Below are 22,399 nucleotides of genomic sequence, written 5' to 3'. Positions count from 1 at the left end.
ATACAGTAATACAGTAGCCTTCAAGGCATACAAAAAAGACCGAGCTATTTATAGCCCGGTCTTTTATAGCTGTAACAATTATTATCTATCGATTGTTTTACGTCCACTGTTCGTAGAGTTTGAATGATTTGTAGCTTTAGCTGTATGTTTTGTTGTAGAAGCCTTAGTAACGGGTTTTACTTCTTTACCTTTAGCAGATTTAACTTTTTCAGTTTTTACAGGTTTAGCCTTTTCTTGTTTTACCTTTTTAGGTTTCTCTTGTTTTACCTTTCCAGGATTTTTAGCATTGACTGCTGCCCCTGCTGGTTTTACAAATGCATTATTAAGGTTTGTCGCCACTTGTAGTGCTACGTCAGAACTTGGAGTAGATACGATGGATTGGCCTGCAACCGTTACAGTGCCACCGCTGTAAGATGCAGCGCCTGGCGTAATTTGGTTGTTATGGTACAGACGTGCTAATTTACCAGCCATGTAATACGCACGTTCTTCCCCTGTATAGCGGCCGCTACCTGCTGGGCTATAGATATTATCGCCGTTCACGTAAACTGCGCCATTAGACACGTTTACGTGGTTTCCAGAGTATGTGTACATGCGGGAAATATTGTTATTTACACGATCAGACAACTTAGGATGGTTATTAGGTGCCACTACTTGTGAAAGCCCTTCACGATAGTGTTCCCCCACTTTGTTGCGTAATACCGCCATAGAACCAGCTGCACCGCCTACATTGTATGGAGATTCACTTAAAATCTTGAAGCCTAATTCATCGGCTGCTTTTTCTTGGCTCATTGTAAATACTTGGTTAGACAAGTAGTTGCCGGCTACATTAGATAATAATGCAGCACCTTCACTACCACCAGCTGCAATACCGACTGCTGTAGAAAGGCCAATTTGCTTTTTAGCGCCATTAATAATATCTTTATGCTCACCATGAGCAATTTCATGGGCCATTACATAAGCCAATTGATCATCATCAAGAGTATCTAAAGCACCTTTATTAACAGACATAACGCGACCAAGCGTTGCAAAGGCATTAAACTCTGTATCAGGGTTTGCATAGACAACATAAGAACGTTTTACGCTAGGAGAAGCCTCTAAAGTTTTCAGGATACGTTGTACACGTGCTTGCGCTGCACTATCGTTCAAGTAACCAGTTTTCTCCTTAGTACGTGCCAAACTTTCTTGTTGGCCTTGTTCGGAATTATCCATTTTATTTAATGCAGTCGATACATAAGCCATAGCAACAGCACCACCTGCCAATGTTTGTACTGCACTAGATGCAGCATTCACAGGAGCTGTTTGCATAATAGCAGGTGCCATTGTCGCTGCCATAGCTACAGATAACGTAGCTGCTGTAAGTTTCTTGTTCATTGTATTAACCTCTCAAATGTCTCAATTCTATATATAGATACCACTATCAATCGTATTTTACGTATTGTAACAGTATCACCATTCTCTCAATCACAATATTTACACACTGATTACATCTTATATGTTCAGAGTAAATACAAAATGAATAGTGGAACAATTATTCATCTATTTTAAATTGTTCCGCTATCACAGATTTAAATTATTTCGCTATCACAGATTACTCATCACCTACTACAGATTTTGCTGAAAGTATAACGGCTTCTTTACCGTCTTTAGAAACGGCAGCACCATGGGTATAGCCCACTACATCAAAGCCTGCCTCTGCGCACTGCTCTGCGATGCTTTCATAATTTTCATTCTTACCACGCGTACATGTAGAAAGATGGACGGTAGTAACACCTTTTTTCTTGAAAGACTCGATTTTCTTGGCAAGATCACCACCGCTATGGGTGAAACCTACCAACTCAATATCCTCATCTGCATAACGCTCAAAGGAATCCGCTTTATTCATAAATGCTTTTAAGCAACCGCCACAAGAACAGCGCTGCATTGTATCCTCATTCACGAGAACCGCAATTTTCTTAGTCATAAGACCTCCTATGAAAATATAGTATTAGAATTAGTATAACATAGCTATAAGGAAAAAACGTATCCTAAAGCACGTTCATTAATGATAATTATAGATAGGTAAATTTAGACAAATTCTTAATATCTCCCTTTCGTATCCCCTTGTTTTACCAACATAATCCAATGTCTTAATGAATATAAACTACTAAACGTATTTATAATAATAAATGATACAACTTGATTTCTTCTATTTATAGACCTTTAAGGATAGTTAAATACCTTAAGACTTGAATAGTGATTACAAGCCTAAAGAACTATGCTCATTATTTCTTTAAGCTACAAAAGTCTAACAATTTATCTATATAGTAAAAGTAAGAATTCGGATGAGCAATTACTTTAAAATTGAGGTTTGAATGCATATATGCTATCATGAAAGAAAGAAGGATTTGGATGGAGAAACCGAAGTTTATATCTTATACTAGACCAAATGGTCATAACGAGTTTGAAGAGTTTTATAACTCTCTTCCTGTTAAAGACAGAAATAAATTACGTGCCACAATAGAAATGATTGAAGAAGCTGGTATACAAGCAGCAATTCAACTTGAATGGGTAAAAAAATTAGATAGCGAAATAAACGAGATACGATCAAAAGTTTCGTCAAATATTCAAAGAGTTTTATACTTCCATGTAAAAAACAACCAATATATTATCACTCATGGATTTACTAAGAAAACGCAAAAAACACCGATAAAAGAAATAGAAAGAGCAAAACAAATAAAATACGAATTTGAGGAGGAGTATTATGCCACTAAAAACATTAGATGAGATATTTGAGAAAGATAGAAATAATCCTGCTTTAACAGAAAGCTATTTAGAAGAAAAAGCTAGATTAGAAAATGCAGTAGCAGTATTAAAAGCGAGGGAAGCTGCGGGTTTAACACAACGTGATTTAGCGAAAAAATCTGGTGTGCCACAGTCTACAATCGCACGTATAGAGAAAGGTGCAAACACTAGTTTAACTACTATGTGTAAAATTGCATTTGCTTTAGATAAACAATTAAAGATAAGCTTAGTATAAGAAATAACCCCTATAAGCCGGTATGATGGATTATAGGGGTTTTATACGTTTTTAAATAAATACTTCAATAGGAGTTTTATTTACATAATGTAGAGTTACTCAACTACTTTACGGTTTGGTAACATTGGCACGTTGTGCCGCGTTAGCGTGTAGATTTAGTTTGCCTCCTACCACTAGCCACGGCTTCCTATCAATCCTCACTGTGGATTTTCCATCTCTGCTTCGTAGTTCGGAAAATCTTACGTTCGGAAGAAGGTGATGTGTGGGCCCCATACGTCGCATAGATCTAGTTACTTTTCGGTGGCCCTACTTGCTTCCTCACTGTGGATTTCCCTTCTCTGCTTCGCAGTTCGGTAAATCTTACGTTCGGAAGAAAGTGATGTGTGGGCCCCATACGTCGCATAGATCTAGTTACTTTTCGGTGGCCCTACTTGCTTCCTCACTGTGGATTTCCCTTCTCTGCTTCGCAGTTCGGTAAATCTTACGTTCGGAAGAAAGTGATGCAGTGAATCTGTCGTCGTTTCACTCCTCCATCTTCTACTGCCCTACTTTTCCCAACGCCGACTCTATTGATTAACACACATAGATAAAACTTGTACAACCTTGACTGGAGACGGCTCTAGCAGGTATAAAAGCTGTGCTCGTTAGAGCACAAAAATAGAGGGCCAACCTTTTAGGGTTGACCCTCTATTTTATGCTTAATCAGCGGCTTCCTATCCTCCCAGGCCGTCTCCAGCCAAGTACTTTCGGCGTTTATGAGCTTAACTACTGTGTTCGAGATGGGAACAGGTGGATCCTCATAGCCATCGCCACTGAATCTGTCAGAGTTTGTACTCTGAAAACCACATAGAAGTATATATATTTGTTTGCACATGTCTGCTTAATGTTTATTTAAGTAAAGCCCTCGATCTATTAGTACCAGTCAGCTCCAAACCTCACGGCTCTTCCACACCTGGCCTATCAACCATGTCGTCTACATGGGATCTTACTAGCTTATGCTATGAGAAACCTCATCTCAAGGCTGGTTTCACGCTTAGATGCTTTCAGCGTTTATCCGTCCCGAACGTAGCTACCCAACTGTACCCTTGGCAGGATAATTGGTACACCAGCGGTTCGTCCACTCCGGTCCTCTCGTACTAGGAGCAGCCCCCTTCAAGTTTCTTGCGCCCGCGATGGATAGGGACCGAACTGTCTCACGACGTTCTGAACCCAGCTCACGTACCACTTTAATCGGCGAACAGCCGAACCCTTGGGACCTACTTCAGCCCCAGGATGTGATGAGCCGACATCGAGGTGCCAAACCTCCCCGTCGATATGGACTCTTGGGAGAGATTAGCCTGTTATCCCCAGGGTAGCTTTTATCCGTTGAGCGATGGCCCTTCCACTCGGCACCACCGGATCACTAAGCCCGACTTTCGTCCCTGCTCGACCTGTCCGTCTCGCAGTCAAGCTCCCTTCTGCCTTTACACTCTTCGAGCGATTTCCGTCCGCTCTGAGGGAACCTTTGGGCGCCTCCGTTACTCTTTAGGAGGCGACCGCCCCAGTCAAACTGCCCGCCTAAGACTGTCCGGCCGGTCGTTACTCGGCCCGTTAGAAATCAATTAATGAAAGGGTGGTATCCCAACAACGACTCCTCTAAAACTGGCGTCCTAGATTCTAAGTCTCCCACCTATCCTGTACATTCATTAACTAAGTTCAATCTTAGGTTGCAGTAAAGCTCCATGGGGTCTTTCTGTCCAGTCGCGGGTAACCTGCATCTTCACAGGTACTTCAATTTCACCGGGTCCCTCGTTGAGACAGTGCGCAAGTCGTTACACCTTTCGTGCGGGTCGGAACTTACCCGACAAGGAATTTCGCTACCTTAGGACCGTTATAGTTACGGCCGCCGTTTACTGGGGCTTCAATTCAGAGCTTCGACCGAAGTCTAACCCCTCCTCTTAACCTTCCAGCACCGGGCAGGTGTCAGCACCTATACATCAGCTTTCGCTTTAGCAGGCACCTGTGTTTGTGGTAAACAGTCGCTTGCGCCTCTCTTGTGCCACTCATTCATGCTCCATGCGTTGCTGCACTTCACACTACATGAGTCCTCCTTTTCCCGAAGTTACGGAGGCATTTTGCCGAGTTCCTTAACGAGGGTTTTCCCGCGCACCTTAGGATTCTCTCCCCGCCTACCTGTGTCGGTTTTGGTACGGGCGATGTGTCTCTACCTAGAAGCTTTTCTCGACAGTGTAGGATCAATCACTTCGTTACTATCGCTAGTAACTCGTCATCACATCTCAGCTTTTAGAGCTACGGATTTGCCTATAGCTCAACCTACATGCTTAAACACGCACTTCCAATCGCGTGCTGACCTACCTTACTGTGTCACTCCATCGATCAAACGATTCACACCGGTACAGGAATTTCAACCTGTTGTCCATCGCCTACGCTTTTCCGCCTCGGCTTAGGTCCCGACTTACCCTGAGACGACGATCGTTGCTCAGGAACCCTTAGGCTTTCGGTGGAATGGATTCTCACCATTCTTTTCGCTACTCATACCGACATTCTCACTTCTCATCAGTCCACAACTCCTTACGGTACTGCTTCAACCCAATGAGAACGCTCCCCTACCCATATACATTGCTGCATATGACACGACTTCGGTTTTACACTTTAGCCCCGGACATTTTCGGCGCAGAGTCTCTCGACCAGTGAGCTATTACGCACTCTTTAAATGGTGGCTGCTTCTAAGCCAACATCCTGGTTGTTTTGGAAATTCCACATCCTTCGCCACTTAGTGTAACATTTGGGACCTTAGTCGGTGTTCTGGGCTGTTTCCCTCTTGACAATGGACCTTATCATTCACTGTCTGACTCCCGAGTATAAGTATAGCCATTCGTAGTTTGACTAGGTTCGGTAACCGGTATGGCCCCTAGCCCGATCAGTGCTCTACCGCCTATACTCTCAACCTCGAGGCTAGCCCTAAAGCTATTTCGGGGAGAACCAGCTATCTCCGTGTTCGATTGGCATTTCACCCCTATCCACAACTCATCCCAAAGCTTTTCAACGCTCACGAGTTCGGTCCTCCACACAATTTTACCTGTGCTTCAACCTGGCCATGGATAGATCACTACGGTTTCGGGTCTACTATTACTAACTGAACGCCCTGTTCAGACTCGCTTTCGCTGCGGCTCCGTGTTTTCCACTTAACCTCGCTAGCAACAGTAACTCGTCGGTTCATTCTTCAATAGGCACGCCGTCGTCCTGATATATATACAGACTTCGACTGTTTGTAGACATACGGTTTCAGGTTCTCTTTCACTCCCCGCCAGGGGTTCTTTTCACCTTTCCCTCACGGTACTATGCGCTATCGGTCGATATCAGTATTTTGGCTTGGAGGGTGGTCCCCCCTGCTTCCCACAAGGTTTCACGTGTCTCGTGGTACTCTGGATACAGTCCCATGTATGCAAGGTTTCGATTACAGGGCTTTCACCTTCTGCGGCTGAGCTTTCCAGCTCGATTCTTCTACCTCATTTACACTTGATGACTGTCCTCAACCCCGGTGCGGTTGCCCGCTCCGGTTTGGCCTCTTTCCCGTTCGCTCGCCGCTACTAAGAAAATCTCGTTTGATTACTTTTCCTCTGGGTAATTAGATGTTTCAGTTCCCCAGGTGCCCTCCTCATAGTCTAAGCTATGGGTGACAGTGCATAACCACTGCCGGGTTCCCCCATTCGGAAATCTACGGGTCAAAGGTTGCTTGCACCTCTCCGTAGCTTATCGCAGCTTACCGCGTCCTTCTTCGGCTGATATCGCCAAGGCATCCACCGTACGCCCTTAAAATCTTTACTTAAGATTTCATTGACATGCATTAGATACATTGTCGTTTATTTTGTAGCCGTACATTTTCATGTACGTCACCATTAAGTCAGAGAATTATTTCCTATGTGCTCGGGTCAACCTACTTAGAAATTCTAAGAGATGACCTTACAAATATATATTAATTCTTCTATGCAGTTTTCAAAGAACAAAACTCCTTTATGGAGTTGTTTGAGAGTCTTTACAGATCTCTCAAAACCGAACAATGTTAGGTTGTAAGTACAGCTAGCGCATATGCTACGTCTACTTACTGGCCAAAGTGTCGACCTAAGTGACATCCAAGCTCTTGGCCTGGTGTATGTCTCCCTAGAAAGGAGGTGATCCAGCCGCACCTTCCGATACGGCTACCTTGTTACGACTTCACCCCAATCATCGACTTTACCTTAGACGGCTGGCTCCCGAAGGTTACCCCACCGGCTTTGGGCACTTCCGACTTTCGTGGTGTGACGGGCGGTGTGTACAAGGCCCGGGAACGTATTCACCGCAGTATGCTGACCTGCGATTACTAGCGATTCCGACTTCACGTAGGCGAGTTGCAGCCTACGATCCGAACTGAGAGAGTGTTTCTCGGGTTTGCTCCACCTCGCGGTATTGCTTCCGTCTATTAACTCCCATTGTAGTACGTGTGTAGCCCAGGTCATAAGGGGCATGATGATTTGACGTCATCCCCGCCTTCCTCCGCATTGTCTGCGGCAGTCTCTCATGAGTCCCCACCCAAAGTGCTGGCAACATAAGATAGGGGTTGCGCTCGTTGCGGGACTTAACCCAACATCTCACGACACGAGCTGACGACAACCGTGCACCACCTGTTTTCTGGCTTCCGAAGAAGAGGAACTATCTCTAGTTCTGTCCATCAATGTCAAGACCTGGTAAGGTTCTTCGCGTTGCGTCGAATTAAACCACATACTCCACCGCTTGTGCGGGCCCCCGTCAATTCCTTTGAGTTTCAACCTTGCGGTCGTACTCCCCAGGCGGGGTACTTATTGCGTTAACTCCGGCACAGAAGGGGTCGATACCTCCTACACCTAGTACCCATCGTTTACGGCCAGGACTACCGGGGTATCTAATCCCGTTCGCTCCCCTGGCTTTCGCGCCTCAGCGTCAGTTTTCGTCCAGAAAGTCGCCTTCGCCACTGGTGTTCTTCCTAATATCTACGCATTTCACCGCTACACTAGGAATTCCACTTTCCTCTCCGATACTCTAGATTGGCAGTTTCCATCCCATCACGGGGTTAAGCCCCGAACTTTTAAGACAGACTGACCAATCCGCCTGCGCGCGCTTTACGCCCAATAATTCCGGACAACGCTTGCCACCTACGTATTACCGCGGCTGCTGGCACGTAGTTAGCCGTGGCTTTCTATTCCGGTACCGTCAATCCTTCTAACTATTCGCAAGAAGGCCTTTCGTCCCGATTAACAGAGCTTTACAACCCGAAGGCCGTCATCACTCACGCGGCGTTGCTCCGTCAGACTTTCGTCCATTGCGGAAGATTCCCCACTGCTGCCTCCCGTAGGAGTCTGGGCCGTGTCTCAGTCCCAATGTGGCCGTTCATCCTCTCAGACCGGCTACTGATCATCGCCTTGGTGGGCCGTTACCCCTCCAACTAGCTAATCAGACGCAATCCCCTCCTTCAGTGATAGCTTATAAATAGAGGCCACCTTTCATCTATCCTCGATGCCGAGGTCAGATCGTATGCGGTATTAGCAGTCGTTTCCAACTGTTGTCCCCCTCTGAAGGGCAGGTTGATTACGCGTTACTCACCCGTTCGCCACTAAGATTGACAGAAGCAAGCTTCCATCGCTCTTCGTTCGACTTGCATGTGTTAAGCACGCCGCCAGCGTTCGTCCTGAGCCAGGATCAAACTCTCCAAGATATCTTGAAGCTATTTGAATAGCTCATTATTTGTTGTCGTTACATTTAAGTAACTTTGAATTATGGTTGGTTTTGACTTTGTCAAAACCCGCACTCTGGCATATGTTCAATCATATGATTGATTACCTATCATTGTTCAGTTTTCAAAGATCTGTACCAGTTAAACTAGATTTTATCTAGCTCCGATGCACTTTCTTTCGAAGTGTTTCACCAACTGGCGACTAGATTATAATAACATGTTGTCACTTTCATGTCAACACCTTTTTATAATCTTTTTTTAGAATTTTGTAATTTCTGTTTCAACCAGGAATTACGTTTTTATTCTAAAACGATTATCAACAAACATAGATTTTATCTAGTGTTTGCTAACTAATAAACAGTCGCTTCGAACGACTGCATAGCTATTATAGTACAAAGAATCGAGGGGCGCAACCCCTAATTTTAAAATTTTGCAAACTTTTTTCTGAATCACCTTATATAGTATATTTCTCCACCATATATACTACATATAGTAGTTATTAGTTTTATAAATAGTCTATTCAATTTGAGTTTATAACCCTAATTAAGTATATATTATCCTTTTTATACTAATATATTTATCAGAACAACATATATGATTATATATGATTATATATGATTATATATGACTATATATGACTGTATATCATTCTATGTCACTATATAATACTATATATTGTTCTATAATAATCTTTCCAGTTGTTATAATTTGCTGTGGTTATTCAATGCCCAATATTTTGTTATCTATATCAATGTAAAAAAGAGAAGCCAAAGCTTCTCTTTTTTATTAATTATTTCTTACGTGCTTCTTCTAATTCAGCTTGTAATTTAATTACCATTTGTTTTAAGTCTTCTACATCTTTTGCTAATGAAGCTTGGCTTTTATATGTACTATCTTTAGCTCCAACTTTATAAGATACACCTGCATTTACAGAAGAGTCTTTACCATTTATAGCTGTTCCAACTGTAAACATTAAGTTTTCATTAGGGCGATAAGCTGCACCTAAAGCTGCTGCTGTTTTTCCACGATAATGACCTACGCCACCCATAACATCAACTTTATGATCAGGGTTATAGTCAAGCGGATGTAATGCTGCTAACGCAGAGGCAGATGCTCCTACTTTTGCTATTCGTGCATCAGTATACTGATTAGCTTGTTTTAAAGTATTGCTACTAATATCAACAACTCTATCTTCTAAATTTTGAATTCGTCCTTCATGATTTTCTAACCAATCCATAGAAATTTTACCAATTACTTTATTTTTTTCTACATCTTTAGAAATATCATTAATTACTTCTTCGTTATTTTTTGCAATAGATTCTACATCTTTTAGTTGGAATACAGTGACAACATCATCTCCGGCAATGCCATTGGCAACATGATGAATAATACTGTTGCCAAAACTAACATAACCAATGCCATCGTTTTCAGCTAAATGAGGATTATTAAAACCAATATAAATATTGTTTACATCGTTATTACGATTAATCACGATTCCACTATGATTAATTGTAGTTTTGTCATAAATATTGCGACCAGGATCTAATACATGTTCTGCACGATAAACCACATCGCCATTTGGCTTATTTTCAATTACAGTATTTTCATTAGCTGCCATAGTAGTAGAACCAATAATAGATAATACTCCAACCATTAACAGTAATTTTTTATTCATTTAAATTGTCTCCTTATTTGTTTTCTAAATAAATAATATTGCCTTTTTAAATGTGTCGACAAATAATCGACTTAAAAATATTAAAAACGGCAAAGATGTAATAAAAGAAATAGCATAGCAAGTATACATTAAATATTTCTTATTTACATCTTCACACCATTTTGCTCCGAACATATACAGAGTATTAATTACAAACGAATTTTAGCAATTTATCGTCATTATATGGGCTTTTAATTATAAAGTCAATGTGAATTTCATTTTATTTTCATTCCTATAGAATAGTTAAAAATCAAAAGCTATTAGTTGATTTTATGTAGTTAACTAATAGCTTTTAATAGCTTTTAAGCATAAGTCTAAACACTATATACCAAAATACTATATAAAATAAAAACAACGCCATCCAACCGGATGGCGTTGTTTAATAAGGATTTGTGTTCCCTAGTCGGGGGTCCAGGGTATAGGGCCCTCATAAACTCAATATAAGGGCCAATGTGTCATTTTAGATATATGTGTATGTAAGGGATACATCATATATCATCAGTATGTATTAGAGATCAACTAAGCCTTTTAACGAGAGAAGAAAAGGCTACAACACCTACATTACTATAGATATCGTTTATTGTTGAATCGCACTGCGTAAATCAACTTTATTGTAGTCATTGCTACCCATTGGTTCGTTAATAGCTTTGCGAAGGTCTACTACGTGCTCATCAGCAGTAGTTGGTTCTTCGCTCGCTTTGTTTTTAACGGTTTCTTTAGCAGCGAACCAAATTGTTTCGTTCATGTAGTGACGAAGTTCTTCGTTAGATACATGTTCTTGCTCTTGCGCAAGGATATCCAAGATTGCATCTTCTAATGCTTGTGCTTCGTCGTCAGTCATAGGACCGCCTACTTGTTTTTGCTTTTGTACAACTTCGTTAACACGATCTACCATGCCACGCAATACGTTGTAACCATAGCTATTTACGAAGCCATTTTTTTCATTGTATTTAGGCATTTCAAAGTATTCGTATTCGTTTTTGTTGCGGTTTTCGCCGTTCCAATTTAAAGCTGTTTCAAAGCCATGTACACGACCTAAAGAATGTGTACGGAAGTAATCAGCATAGTTATGTTTATCTTTGGAATGCAACCATTTTTTATCAGCTTTAGTCAATTGTTCATGATTGTTGCGTTTAGCTTCTGCTAAAGCGATTTTTTGTTCAGCATTTTCCCATGCTTTCACATAATCATGAAGAGATTGTACTACTTGTGGGCTAGCCACAGGTACCAATACAACATTGCTCAAACCAGGTGCGGATGCAGGGTTTGGCAAGATCAAGTTATCATCATATGTTGGTGCGCTTGCTGCGTGACCAGTAAAGGATGCTGCGCTCAATAAAAGTGCCGCTGTGAAAGCAAGCATTGTAGATTTTTTCATATCTATTCCTCTTTTCATAGTCGAATTAATGTGCTGGTTCAGGGCTCCCGAAGGAACCCGTACCAGTTGTATCCATTTGCTAACTAAATTACATACCCATTTTCGCCATCATTGCAGCCATTTGAGCTTTCAATACTTCTACTTCACTTTGTAGACCAGCGTTTTGAGCTTTAATTTGTTCGTTTTCATATTTCAAGTCAGATACTTCACCTTTTAATCCGGCATTTTGAGCTTTCATTGCTGCCATTTCAGTTTGTACTGCGTATGCAGAGCTGATAGGGCCTTTGCGGTAGCGATCTGCTACAGCTGCTTCAGCATCTCTGTTACCAACTTTCCAAGTTACACCAGCATTCGCCATCATATGGCTAGAACCGCCAGCCCAGGACAAGCCACCATGGAACATTGTGGATTCGTTTTTGTAATGAGCTACGCCCACTGCAATCGCGGAATTACCACGGTAGTTACCGTAACCAGCCATAATTTGAGTTGGTTCCAATGGATCATATTGCATAGGTTTCAATGCGGACAATGCTGCACCTTGAGCACCTACACGGCCGATTTCTTCGTTCAATTGATCAACGCGAGGGTCAACTGCGCCTTTTACAGAAAGGTCATAGTTCAAGCCACCGTCAGCAGATTCAGTTTTCTTCAATACTACGGAATGATCATCAGATGTCAATGTAGTACGGGAATCTTTCAATTGTTTAACGTTTACTGCATCAGTATCATTAGTGCCTTTTTGAACATTAGTGATTTTGTTACCACCCATGTTGAGGTTGCCACCAGTGATATTTACAGTATCGCCACCGAAGGATACTTTAGGACCATTGGAGTTATTGGAAATGGAAGTGATGTTAGTGAGGTCACCTTTCACGTCGAAGGATACTTTACCGTTCGCATCAGTGTGAGCAGTAGTATTTACGCCGTTAGAGAAGTCTAAACCATCAGATAACATTACTGTTCTAGCGTTGCCACCATTTTCTTTATAAGTCAATGGAATTTGTTTAGCTGCTTCCTTACCATTGAAGTTAACTTGGTAGTTAGTTGTATGGTTAGTAGCATTTGGTTGAACGTCTACAGTGATCGCTTTGTTGTCACCTGTTACAGTAACTGCTTCACGAGCTGCATCTTTAACGTCATTTTTATCTACAGATACTTCATATGTTGCACCAGCTGCACCAAATGTATCGCCAGCTTTAGGAGCTACTTTAGCGATGTTATTAGCATCAGCTTTAGCTTGTACTTTTTCAGTAGATTTCTTAGCTGCTTCTTGTTGAACAAGTTTCAATTGTTCTTCAGTTGCGGCACGACCTTTAGTTGCGAAGTCAGCGGAATCAAGAGTTTTGTTAGTTAAGCCAGTGATGTCACCAGTTTTACCATCAAGCTTGATTGTGTTGTCGCCAGCTACGTTAACTACTTGGTCACCTTTGAATTCTAATTTGCCATCCCCTTCTTTGTTAGTGATGGAAGTAATTTTGTTCAAATCGCCTTCAACATTAACTTTGTAAGGGTTAGCTTTAGAACCGTCGCCAGTCACTTTAGTGTTTTGACCGTCAACAAGGTTAGTTTTAGCTGCTTTCAATTGACGTACGTTAACCGCATCAGTGTCGTTTACACCGTCTTCAACGTTAGTAATTTGTTTATTACCAGCATTGATGCCGTCTTTAGTTACGGATGGGCCGTTGTTGATTACCAAGCCACCATCGGTGATCTTAGTATCGCCAATTGTTACGGAACCTTTATTAGTAAGATCTACATTGTTGCTCAATGCATATTCTACTTTAGCACCGTTTTCGTCGCTAGTTTGTTTTACAGTGAGGTTTTTACCGCCGGAGAATTCAACAGTTTTACCATCAGTAATTCTCTTAGCTGCTGTTTCAGAATCAGCAGTAGTATTACCAGAAGATTTAACGTTGAAGCTGTTCATTGTACCAAGGCCAGCACCGCTAATTGTCATTTCGCCATTAGCAGATTTGGATACTGTGATACCGTCAGCACCTTTAACATTTACTTTACCGCCGTTAGCTGGAACATCTGTGCCATTAGCTTGGATTGTCCAAATATCGTCAGTGTTAGCGAATGTTTTGTCGCCGTATTTAATGCGGTCTCCATCTTTCTTAATTGTTGTGTAATTATCAGGTGTACCTAAGTGGATTTCCTTAGTTTGGATGGAGTCGATGCCTTTGATGTTTTTATTCAAGCGAATGTTCAAAGTATCGTTACCATCAGCAGTTACAGCGATGTTACCTGCAGCAGATTCAAATGTTTTTTCTTGCTCTTCAGTAACGCCTTCACCTTTAACTTTAACTGTGGAGTTAAGTTTGTTTTTGTTTACAACGCTTTCATTGTTACCAGTGAATTTCAAGCCGTCATCAGTAGTAGCAACTTCGTGTTTGTTCTTGTTGCTATCTTCGTAAACGATACGAGTCATACCGTTAGTACCGTTTTTACCGTCTACGCCGTCTTGACCGTTAGCACCTTTGAAAGTAAGACCATCTTTACCGTCTTTACCATTCAAGCCGATAGAGCCGTCTTTACCGTTGATTACAACAGCAGAACCGTCTTTACCGTTTACACCGATCTTACCGTCAACACCTGGTTTGCCGTCTTTACCATCATTACCAACTTTGATATCGTCGGACAATGCATAGTTATAAGTGTGGTTGCCAGTTACTGCATCAACGATTTGTTCAACAGTTAAGTTTTTACCTGCACCGAAGTTTACAGTTGTGCCAGGTTTTACGATTGTTGCACTGTGATCGCCTACTGTGTTACCAGTAACGTCACCTTTCCAACCGGAGTTGTTGATTGTATCTACTACAGTTTTAACTGTTGCGATACCATTTTGGCCATCTACGCCTGGTTTGCCGTCAACGCCGTCTCTTACTTTACCAAGTGTTACGTCGTATTTAACAACACCGTTTGCATCAACGGAAGCTTTAGTGTAGTTACCGTCAACGAAGTTCAAGCCTTCAGACAATTTAACTTTTTGTTTAGCACCGCCGTTAGCTGTGTAGTTAAGTTCAGCATCGCCAAGGTTAGTTGCTTTTGCATTTACTGTGTAAATGTTTTGACCATCAGCACCAATTGTTTTATCAACTGTTACGTTGTCACCAGCTTTAACTTCTGTCTTAGCGGATTTCAATTGTTTTACGTTAACTGCGTCAGTGTCATTTACGCCAGCTTTCACGTTAGTGATGTTCAAGTCACCAGCATTGATGCCACCTTTAGTGATGGATGGACCATTGTTGATTACCAAACCACCGTCAGTGATCTTCGTATCGCCAATTGTTAAGGAACCTGCTGGAGTCAAGTTGATGTTTTGAGCCAATTGAACTTTCAATTTGCCATCTACGTTGTTCACGCCGATGTTGTTTTCAGTCAATTTAGAGCTATTAGCACCACCAGTGATATCCAATGTTTGGTTCAATTTCTTAGCGATAACTTTAGTGGAGTCAGTTTGACCATCGTCGCCAGCATATTTCATGCCGTCGTCAGTAGTTGCCACTTCGTGTTTATTGTTATTTTTATCTTCGTATACGATACGAGTGATACCATTAGTACCATTTTTACCGTCTACGCCGTCTTGACCATTAGCGCCTTTAATAGTAATACCGTCTTTGCCGTCTTTACCATTCAAGCCGATGGAACCGTCTTTACCGTTGATTACAACAGCAGAACCATCTTTACCGTTTACACCAATCTTACCGTCAACACCGTCTTTACCATCTTTACCGTCGTTACCAACTTTGATGTCATTAGACAATGCATATGTATAAGTTTGTTCACCAGTTGCATTATCGATATTTTGAGTAATTGTCAAATTATCGCCTGCTGCGTAGGATACAGTTTTACCGTTGCCTACTGCTGTTACAGCGTGGTTACCAACTACATTACCTTTCGCATCTGTGGAGAAGGAGTAGCCGTCTTTAATTTGATCAGCCAAACCAGACAAGTCGATTTTCGCGATTGTATTAGCTTGGTTAGCGCCATTGCCATCGTTGTATTTCAATGTAACGGATTTGTCTGCTACATTGTAGGAGTAAGATGTAGTAGTTTCACCTGCACGATCAGATTGAGTTGGTGCAATGTGTAAATCGTTAGCTTTGGAAATACGTTTTACATCGCCGATGTTAGCAGCGTTATCGATTACATCGCCACCAGATTTAAGGTTAGTGATGTTGTTGCCACCCATGTTCACATTGCCGCCATCGAATTTGAATTCGTTACCGCCAATTGTGAAAGTAGCATTACCACCATTCTTAATTGTGTTGATGTTGTTCAAGTCTTTAGCCAAACCGATATTGATTTCACTGTTACCATCAGCACCTTGAGTGATGCTAGTTTTGATGTTAGAGGAATCATATTCGGAATCAGCTTTAGCGCCAGTACCTTTTACAGTTACTTTAGAGCCAAGTTTATTTTTCTTTTCGCCACCAGAGTTAGCGTCGAAGCGTAAACCATCATCTAATGTAGCTACTTCATGTTTGTTGTTAGTTTTATCTTCGTAAACGATACGAGTTACACCGTCAGCACCTTTTTCGCCTTTCATAGTAAGACCGTCTTTACCGTCTTTACCATTGAGGCCGATGGAGCCGTCTTTACCGTTGATCACAACGGAAGAACCATCTTTACCATTTACGCCAATTTTACCATCAACGCCGTCTTTACCGTCTTTGCCATCATTACCAATCTTGATATCGTTAGCCAAGTCGAATTCAACTTTAGCGCCGTCGTTGTTGCTAGTTTGCTTAACAGTCAAGTTTTTACCTGCTGCCATTTCAACTGTTTTACCATCGGAGATAGTTTTTGCAGTAGTTTCGGAATCAGCAGTTGTATTACCAGTGGATTTCACATTCCATACGGATTGTGCCGCACCTGGAGCTACATGCAAGTCGTAAGTAACTTGGTTACCGTTTTCAGTTTTGTTAACTGTTACGGAATTATCGTTGGAAGTTACTACTGTACGAGAATCTTTCAACTGTTTAACGTTAACTGCATCAGTATCATTTACACCAGCTTTTACGTTAGTGATATTCAAGTTACCAGCGTTGATACCAGTTTTAAGAACAGATGGACCACCAGAGATAGTCAAGCCACCGTTATTAACAACAGTATCACCAATAGTTAAGGAACCAGATGGAGTCAAGTTTACGTTGTTGTTAAGATCGTATTTAACTACGCCATCAGCAGCTACGGAAGCTGTTGTGTTGGAACCATTAGTGAAGTTCAAACCTTTATCCAATGTAACTTTTTGGTCGTTAGAGCCATTCGCTTTGTATGTCAAAGGAATTTGTTTAGCCGCTTTATCGCCATCGAATGTTACTTGGTAAGTTGTGTTATGGTTTGTTTCATCTTGAACAGGTGTAACAGTGATTGGGTTGTTGCTGTTGTTTGCATTGTTTACAGTCACTGCTTCACGAGCTGCATCTTTAACAGCATTACGGGAAACATTTACTTCGTATTTAGCATTCGCATCACCAGTTTGTTTACCGTCAGCTACAGTGATGTCAGCGATGTTAGTGTCGCCTGCAGCAGCAGATTTTTTAACTACGCTTTCAACAGCAGCTTTATCGCCTGTTGGCAAGTTGCTCAAGTCGATCTTAGCTGTTTTGTTCACTGCATTATCATTGCCATCAACATATTCCAATGTAACTGTTTTATCAGCGTTCACTGTGTATGTTTTGTCTTTGATATGAATGTCGTTAGCTTTGGAGATACGTTTAACATCGCCAATGTTAGCAGCGTTATTGATCACATCGCCACCAGATTTAAGGTTAGTGATGTTGTTATCACCCATGTTCACATTGCCGCCATCGAATTTGAATTCGTTGCCGCCAATTGTGAAAGTAGCAGGGCCTTCGTTTTTAATAGTCTTGATGTTAGTCAAGTCACCAGCTAAACCAAATTCAACTTTAGCGCCATCTGTGTTGCTAGTTTGTTTTACAGTCAAGTTTTTGCCTGCTGCCATTTCAACTGTTTTACCATCAGTGATAGTTTTTGCAGCTGCTTCGGAATCAGCAGTTATATTACCAGTGGATTTCACATTCCATACAGATTGTGCAGCGCCTGGAGCTACATGCAAGTCATAAGTAACTTGGTTACCGTTTTCAGTTTTATTAACTGTTACGGAGTTATCGTTAGAAGTTACTACTGTACGAGCATCTTTCAATTGTTTTACGTTAACTGCATCAGTATCGTTTACGCCAGCTTTCACATTAGTAATGTTCAAGTTACCAGCGTTGATACCAGTTTTAGTTACGGATGGGCCACCTGTAATTGTTAAGCCACCATTGTTAAGAATAGTGTCACCAATTTTCAAGGAACCATTTGGAGTCAAATCAACATCATTGGACAATGCATATGTGTAAGTATGTTCACCAGTTGCAGCATTGATATCTTGTTTTACAGTTAAGTTATCGCCTGCAGCATAGGAAACAGTTTTACCATTGCCAACAGCTGTAACAGCGTGGTTACCAACTACATTGCCTTTAGCGTCAGTGGAGAAGGAGTAACCATCTTTGATTTGATCAGCCAAACCGGACAAGTCGATTTTCGCTACTGTACCAGCTTGATTAACGCCGTTACCATCATTGTATTTCAATGTTACAGATTTGCTTGCTGCATCGTAAGCGTAAGATGTAGTAGTTTCACCTTGACGATCAGAGGATGTTGGAGCAATGTGCAAGTCGTTAGCTTTGGAAATACGAGTTACGTCGCCAATGTTAGCTGCGTTATTCACTACATCGCCACCAGATTTAAGGTTAGCGATGTTTTGGTCACCCATGTTGATAGGGCCATTTGTGATGTTGATGGAGTTAGGACCAAATTCCATTTTTGGACCATTTGTAGTATTGGAAATGGAATTGATATTAACTAAATCTTTATTCACATCGTATTTAACAACGCCTTCAGCATCTACAGAAGCTGTTGTGTTTTTACCGTTTGTGAAGTTCAAACCTTTATCCAATGTAACCTTTTGTTCGTTTGTGCCATTCGCTTTGTAAGTCAAAGGAATTTGTTTAGCAGCTTTGTCGCCATCGAATGTTACTTGGTATGTAGTGTTATGATTTGCTTCATCTTGTACAGGTGTAACAGTGATAGGGTTGTTAGTTGTGTTTGTAGTATTTACAGTAACTGCTTCACGAGCTGCATCTTTTACGTCGTTACGGGATACGTTTACTTCGTAAGTTGCGCCAGCTTCGCCGAATTGATCGCCTGCTTTAGGAGCAACTTTAGCGATGTTTTTGTCGCTAGAACCAGCTACGTCTGCTTTAGCTTGTACTTTTTCAGTAGAAGCTGCAGTAGGTTTTACGTTGTTAACATCTACAGTATATACAGTTTTTGTGCTGCCATCTGCATTTTGAATTACATTGCTTGTTACTTTCGCAGCATTTTTACCTTCTACTACAACAGTGCTGTTCAATTTATTTTTAGCGCTGTCGGATAAGTCAGCTACTACATTGCTACCGGATGCAGTTGTTTTAATGTACTCACCATTGTTAGCACCAACTACACCAAAGCTCAAGCCGCCTTGTTTGTTCAATTTTTGTAATTCAGTAGCGCCTGTGTTACCAGTCAAACCAACTGTGTTATTGAAACCGTTGTTAACGATGCTCAATTGTTCTTCAGTTGCTGCACGACCTTTTTTAGCGAAGTCAGGGGCATCCAAAGTTACGTTAGTTAAACCAGTGATGTCACCAACTTTAGCATTCAAGTTAATGTTGTGATCGCCTGCAACGTTTACAGTTTGGTTACCACCAAATACAACTTTGCCGTCGCCACCTTTATTAGTGATGGATGTAATGTCAGTCAAATCACCTTCAACATCTACTTTGAAAGTTTTAACGCCATTGATTTCACGGTTGCTAACCTTTGTATTCTTACCATTTTCCATATCGATGGATTTTTTAGCAAGATTTTGGATGACTGTTTCGCCACCCTTGTTGATATTGGAAAGATCTTGTTTAGCAATACCTGTGATAACAGCAGTTTCGTTAGCAACGTCTTTGTTGTTACCATCAACGTATGTCATAGTTACTTTGCCGTTGTTATCAACTGCGTATTCACCTGGTTTAATGTGTTTATCATTAGCTTTGGAGATACGAGTAACATCGCCGATATTTGCAGCATTGTTGATTGTGTCGCCACCAGATTTAAGGTTAGTAATGTTATTACCACCAAGATCTAGGTTACCACCAGTGATGCTGATGTTATTAGGACCAAAGTTTAATGTAGTACCACCATCCTTATTAGTGATGGATGTAATTTCTTTAAGATCCTTGTTCAAGGAGTATGTATATGTTTGTTGGCCAAGAGATGTTTCAATATCTTGTTTAACTGTTAAGTTCTTACCAGCTGCGTAGTTAACAGTGTTACCGCTTTGAACTTTTGTAGGTGTTGCTTCACCGTCAACTTTACCACCGTTTGCTGTAGCATTTGTTAAGAAGTCATATTTAGCAGCTGTATCAGCAGCGTTGATTGTGTAAGTAGTACGACCGTCTACAGTTTTTTCATCAACAGTAACATTTTTACCAGCTCTCACCATACCAGTATCATCAAAGCCTACAGTAATTCTGGAGTCTTTTGCACCGTCATGAGCCGCTACAGTAGATACACGACCTGTACCGATAACGTTCAATTTACCGCCATCAGTTAAGAAATCACTTTTACCAGTGTTACCAGTTACAGCAACGCCAACGTTTTTCAATTGAGCCACGTTAACAGCGTCAGTATCTGCAGTACCTGCAGCAAGACCAGTCAATTGACGAGTCATTTGTTGACCATTACCGATGGATACAGCAGCTGTAGTAGCTGTTTTCACATTACCAGTTAATGGAGCGTATTTACGTTCATGTGGATCGGATGGGTTATAACCTACAACACCTTTGTCTGTAGTTGTAACAGAATTAGAGCCTAGTGCTACACCATCCACTTTATCAGCTTTTGCATTATAACCTACAGAAATAGCATTTGTTGCAGTCGCTGTAGTTTTATTGCCTAAACCATCGTATGTATTAGGGCTATCATTGAAAGCAGCGCCTTTACCATCACCACCAATTGCAATTGCATGGTCACCTGTAGCCTCTGCATTAAAACCTACTGCAACAGAACCATCATTATTAGCTTTTGCAGTACGGCCAACAGCAGTGGAACCTACACCCTTAGATTGTGCGCCATTACCTGTAGCAAGAGCACCATGTGCAGTCGCTTGTGTGGCTTGACCAAATGCAAGTGCACCGGAAGCAGATGCTGTAGCTTTATTACCAATTGCAGTAGAGTTGTTACCAGTTGCTTTAGATAATGTTCCAATAGCTGTTGCAGCATTAGCAGATGCAGTTGCTTGATTACCAACAGCAATCATGTCATATGCACCAGTATCATTACCATATGTAGCTTGTGCATTAAGGCCAATCGCAATTGCTGCAGAACCAGTTTTGCCTGGAGCAGATTGTGCCTTTGTTCCACCAGAACCGATAGCAATGTTGTGACCTGCCAAAGCAGAAACATCAGCACCAATAGCTACAGAATCATCATGTTCAGTTTTTACATTATTACCAATCGCAACATTTTGATTGCCTGCAGCATGTGAATAACTACCAACAACGATAGAGTGATCGCCAGCTTGTTTTGGTGTTGTTTGCCAAGTGTTAGGTGTATAGTTGACATTATTATAGGAACCAATAGCAATAGCACCATTTGCATTCGCATTACTTACGTTACCAATAGCTACCGTTGCAGCACCATTTGCTCTGTTGCCAGCACCAATAGCAGTAGAAGCGCCACCGCTAGATTCGTTTTGATTACCTATCGCTAAACCAGAGTTACCATAAGCTTGGTTATTAGCACCAAGAGCTGTAGTACCATCTTCATTATCAGTTGTATTTTGGTAACCTACAACGATTGAATTAACGCCAACACTGTTAGCAGGTTTAGCATTAGCCGCAATATTGATACGACTGTTATCTGTATTAACGCTTCTATCTGGACTAGTATACGCTTCTACAGGAGTGCCCATATGAGCACCTGCACCAACAAGTGCCAAGCCAGCCAATACGCTAGCCAAAACTTTTTTCTTGCCGTTATTATTTTTAGCAGTTTCAGGAACTACTACGTAGCAACCTTTAGATTTGCTATAAACGACCTTAAAAACCTTATTCATAGAAACTATGAACCCCTTTCTCTCTTATAAAGAAAACACTAAATGCCTTATATACATTTTTTGTTTCATGAATTGTTTATGACACACGTTCACATACCATTCATTAAGATATTAATATGATAACAATTTATAAACTAATTGTAAATAGAAATTCCTAAAATAATTAAAATAAATTTTATATTTCTAAATAATATAAATCGAGTTTTCTAGATATGTGGAAATATCTCCACATCCGCATAAAATAAGGCTTTTCTTTATAATAGTATTATATATAATATAATACATTATATATATAAGAGTATAAAACAGAGCACCCCAGTTTATATTTACATTATATTTGAATATCTTATGCAAGATCATCTTCATCTTACATATATAAACAT

General features: G+C 41.1%; 7 protein-coding genes and 3 rRNA genes. 2 read left to right on the top strand and 8 right to left on the bottom strand.

What is annotated here, in order from left to right; genetic code table 11:
• Positions 1-81: 81 nt before the first annotated feature.
• The gene (locus VEIS1202513_RS00285) at positions 82-1,371 is read right to left on the bottom strand and encodes a M48 family metallopeptidase (protein WP_213467475.1); all 1,290 of its coding nucleotides are present in this window, start codon (positions 1,369-1,371) and stop codon (positions 82-84) included.
• Positions 1,372-1,588: 217 nt separating this feature from the next.
• Positions 1,589-1,960, bottom strand: a complete 372-nt coding sequence (locus VEIS1202513_RS00280; protein WP_213467474.1) for a CGGC domain-containing protein — start codon at positions 1,958-1,960, stop codon at positions 1,589-1,591.
• Positions 1,961-2,367: 407 nt separating this feature from the next.
• On the opposite strand from VEIS1202513_RS00280, the gene VEIS1202513_RS00275 reads away from it, so the two are divergent.
• Both VEIS1202513_RS00275 and VEIS1202513_RS00270 read left to right on the top strand, forming a co-directional pair.
• Entirely contained in the window at positions 2,368-2,763 is a 396-nt protein-coding gene (locus VEIS1202513_RS00275; protein ID WP_244856271.1) for a type II toxin-antitoxin system RelE/ParE family toxin, read from the top strand.
• A complete protein-coding gene (locus VEIS1202513_RS00270) occupies positions 2,741-3,016 on the top strand; it encodes a helix-turn-helix domain-containing protein (RefSeq protein WP_213467473.1) in 276 nt (91 codons plus the stop codon). Before VEIS1202513_RS00275 ends, VEIS1202513_RS00270 begins: the two co-directional genes overlap by 23 nt.
• Before the next feature lie 700 nt (positions 3,017-3,716).
• On the opposite strand, the gene rrf is transcribed toward VEIS1202513_RS00270, so the two are convergent.
• From rrf to VEIS1202513_RS00240, 6 genes are all read right to left on the bottom strand, one after another.
• Positions 3,717-3,833: ribosomal RNA gene (rrf, locus tag VEIS1202513_RS00265) — 5S ribosomal RNA — on the bottom strand.
• Between the two features lie 75 nt (positions 3,834-3,908).
• Positions 3,909-6,843 (bottom strand): 23S ribosomal RNA (locus tag VEIS1202513_RS00260).
• Between the two features lie 338 nt (positions 6,844-7,181).
• Positions 7,182-8,744, bottom strand: a 16S ribosomal RNA gene (locus VEIS1202513_RS00255).
• The 16S, 23S and 5S rRNA genes sit together here, the layout of an rRNA operon.
• Positions 8,745-9,552: 808 nt before the next feature.
• Positions 9,553-10,437 carry a YadA C-terminal domain-containing protein gene (locus VEIS1202513_RS00250; protein ID WP_213467472.1) on the bottom strand — a complete coding sequence of 295 codons (885 nt, stop codon included), beginning with the start codon at positions 10,435-10,437 and terminating at the stop codon, positions 9,553-9,555.
• Positions 10,438-11,053: 616 nt separating this feature from the next.
• Complete coding sequence (locus VEIS1202513_RS00245) at positions 11,054-11,854, bottom strand: hypothetical protein (RefSeq protein ID WP_213467471.1); 801 nt, start codon at positions 11,852-11,854, stop codon at positions 11,054-11,056.
• An 88-nt stretch (positions 11,855-11,942) separates the two neighbouring features.
• Positions 11,943-22,016 (bottom strand): ESPR-type extended signal peptide-containing protein, encoded by a 10,074-nt coding sequence (locus tag VEIS1202513_RS00240; RefSeq protein WP_213467470.1) that lies wholly within the window; start codon positions 22,014-22,016, stop codon positions 11,943-11,945.
• Between the last annotated feature and the right edge of the window lie 383 nt (positions 22,017-22,399).

Origin of the sequence: Veillonella orientalis (genome assembly GCF_018406505.1) — a bacterium.
Taxonomy (GTDB): Bacteria; Bacillota; Negativicutes; order Veillonellales; family Veillonellaceae; genus Veillonella; species Veillonella nakazawae.
Note: the sequence above shows the minus strand (reverse complement) of the source record. Positions and strands in the feature narration are given on the sequence as shown.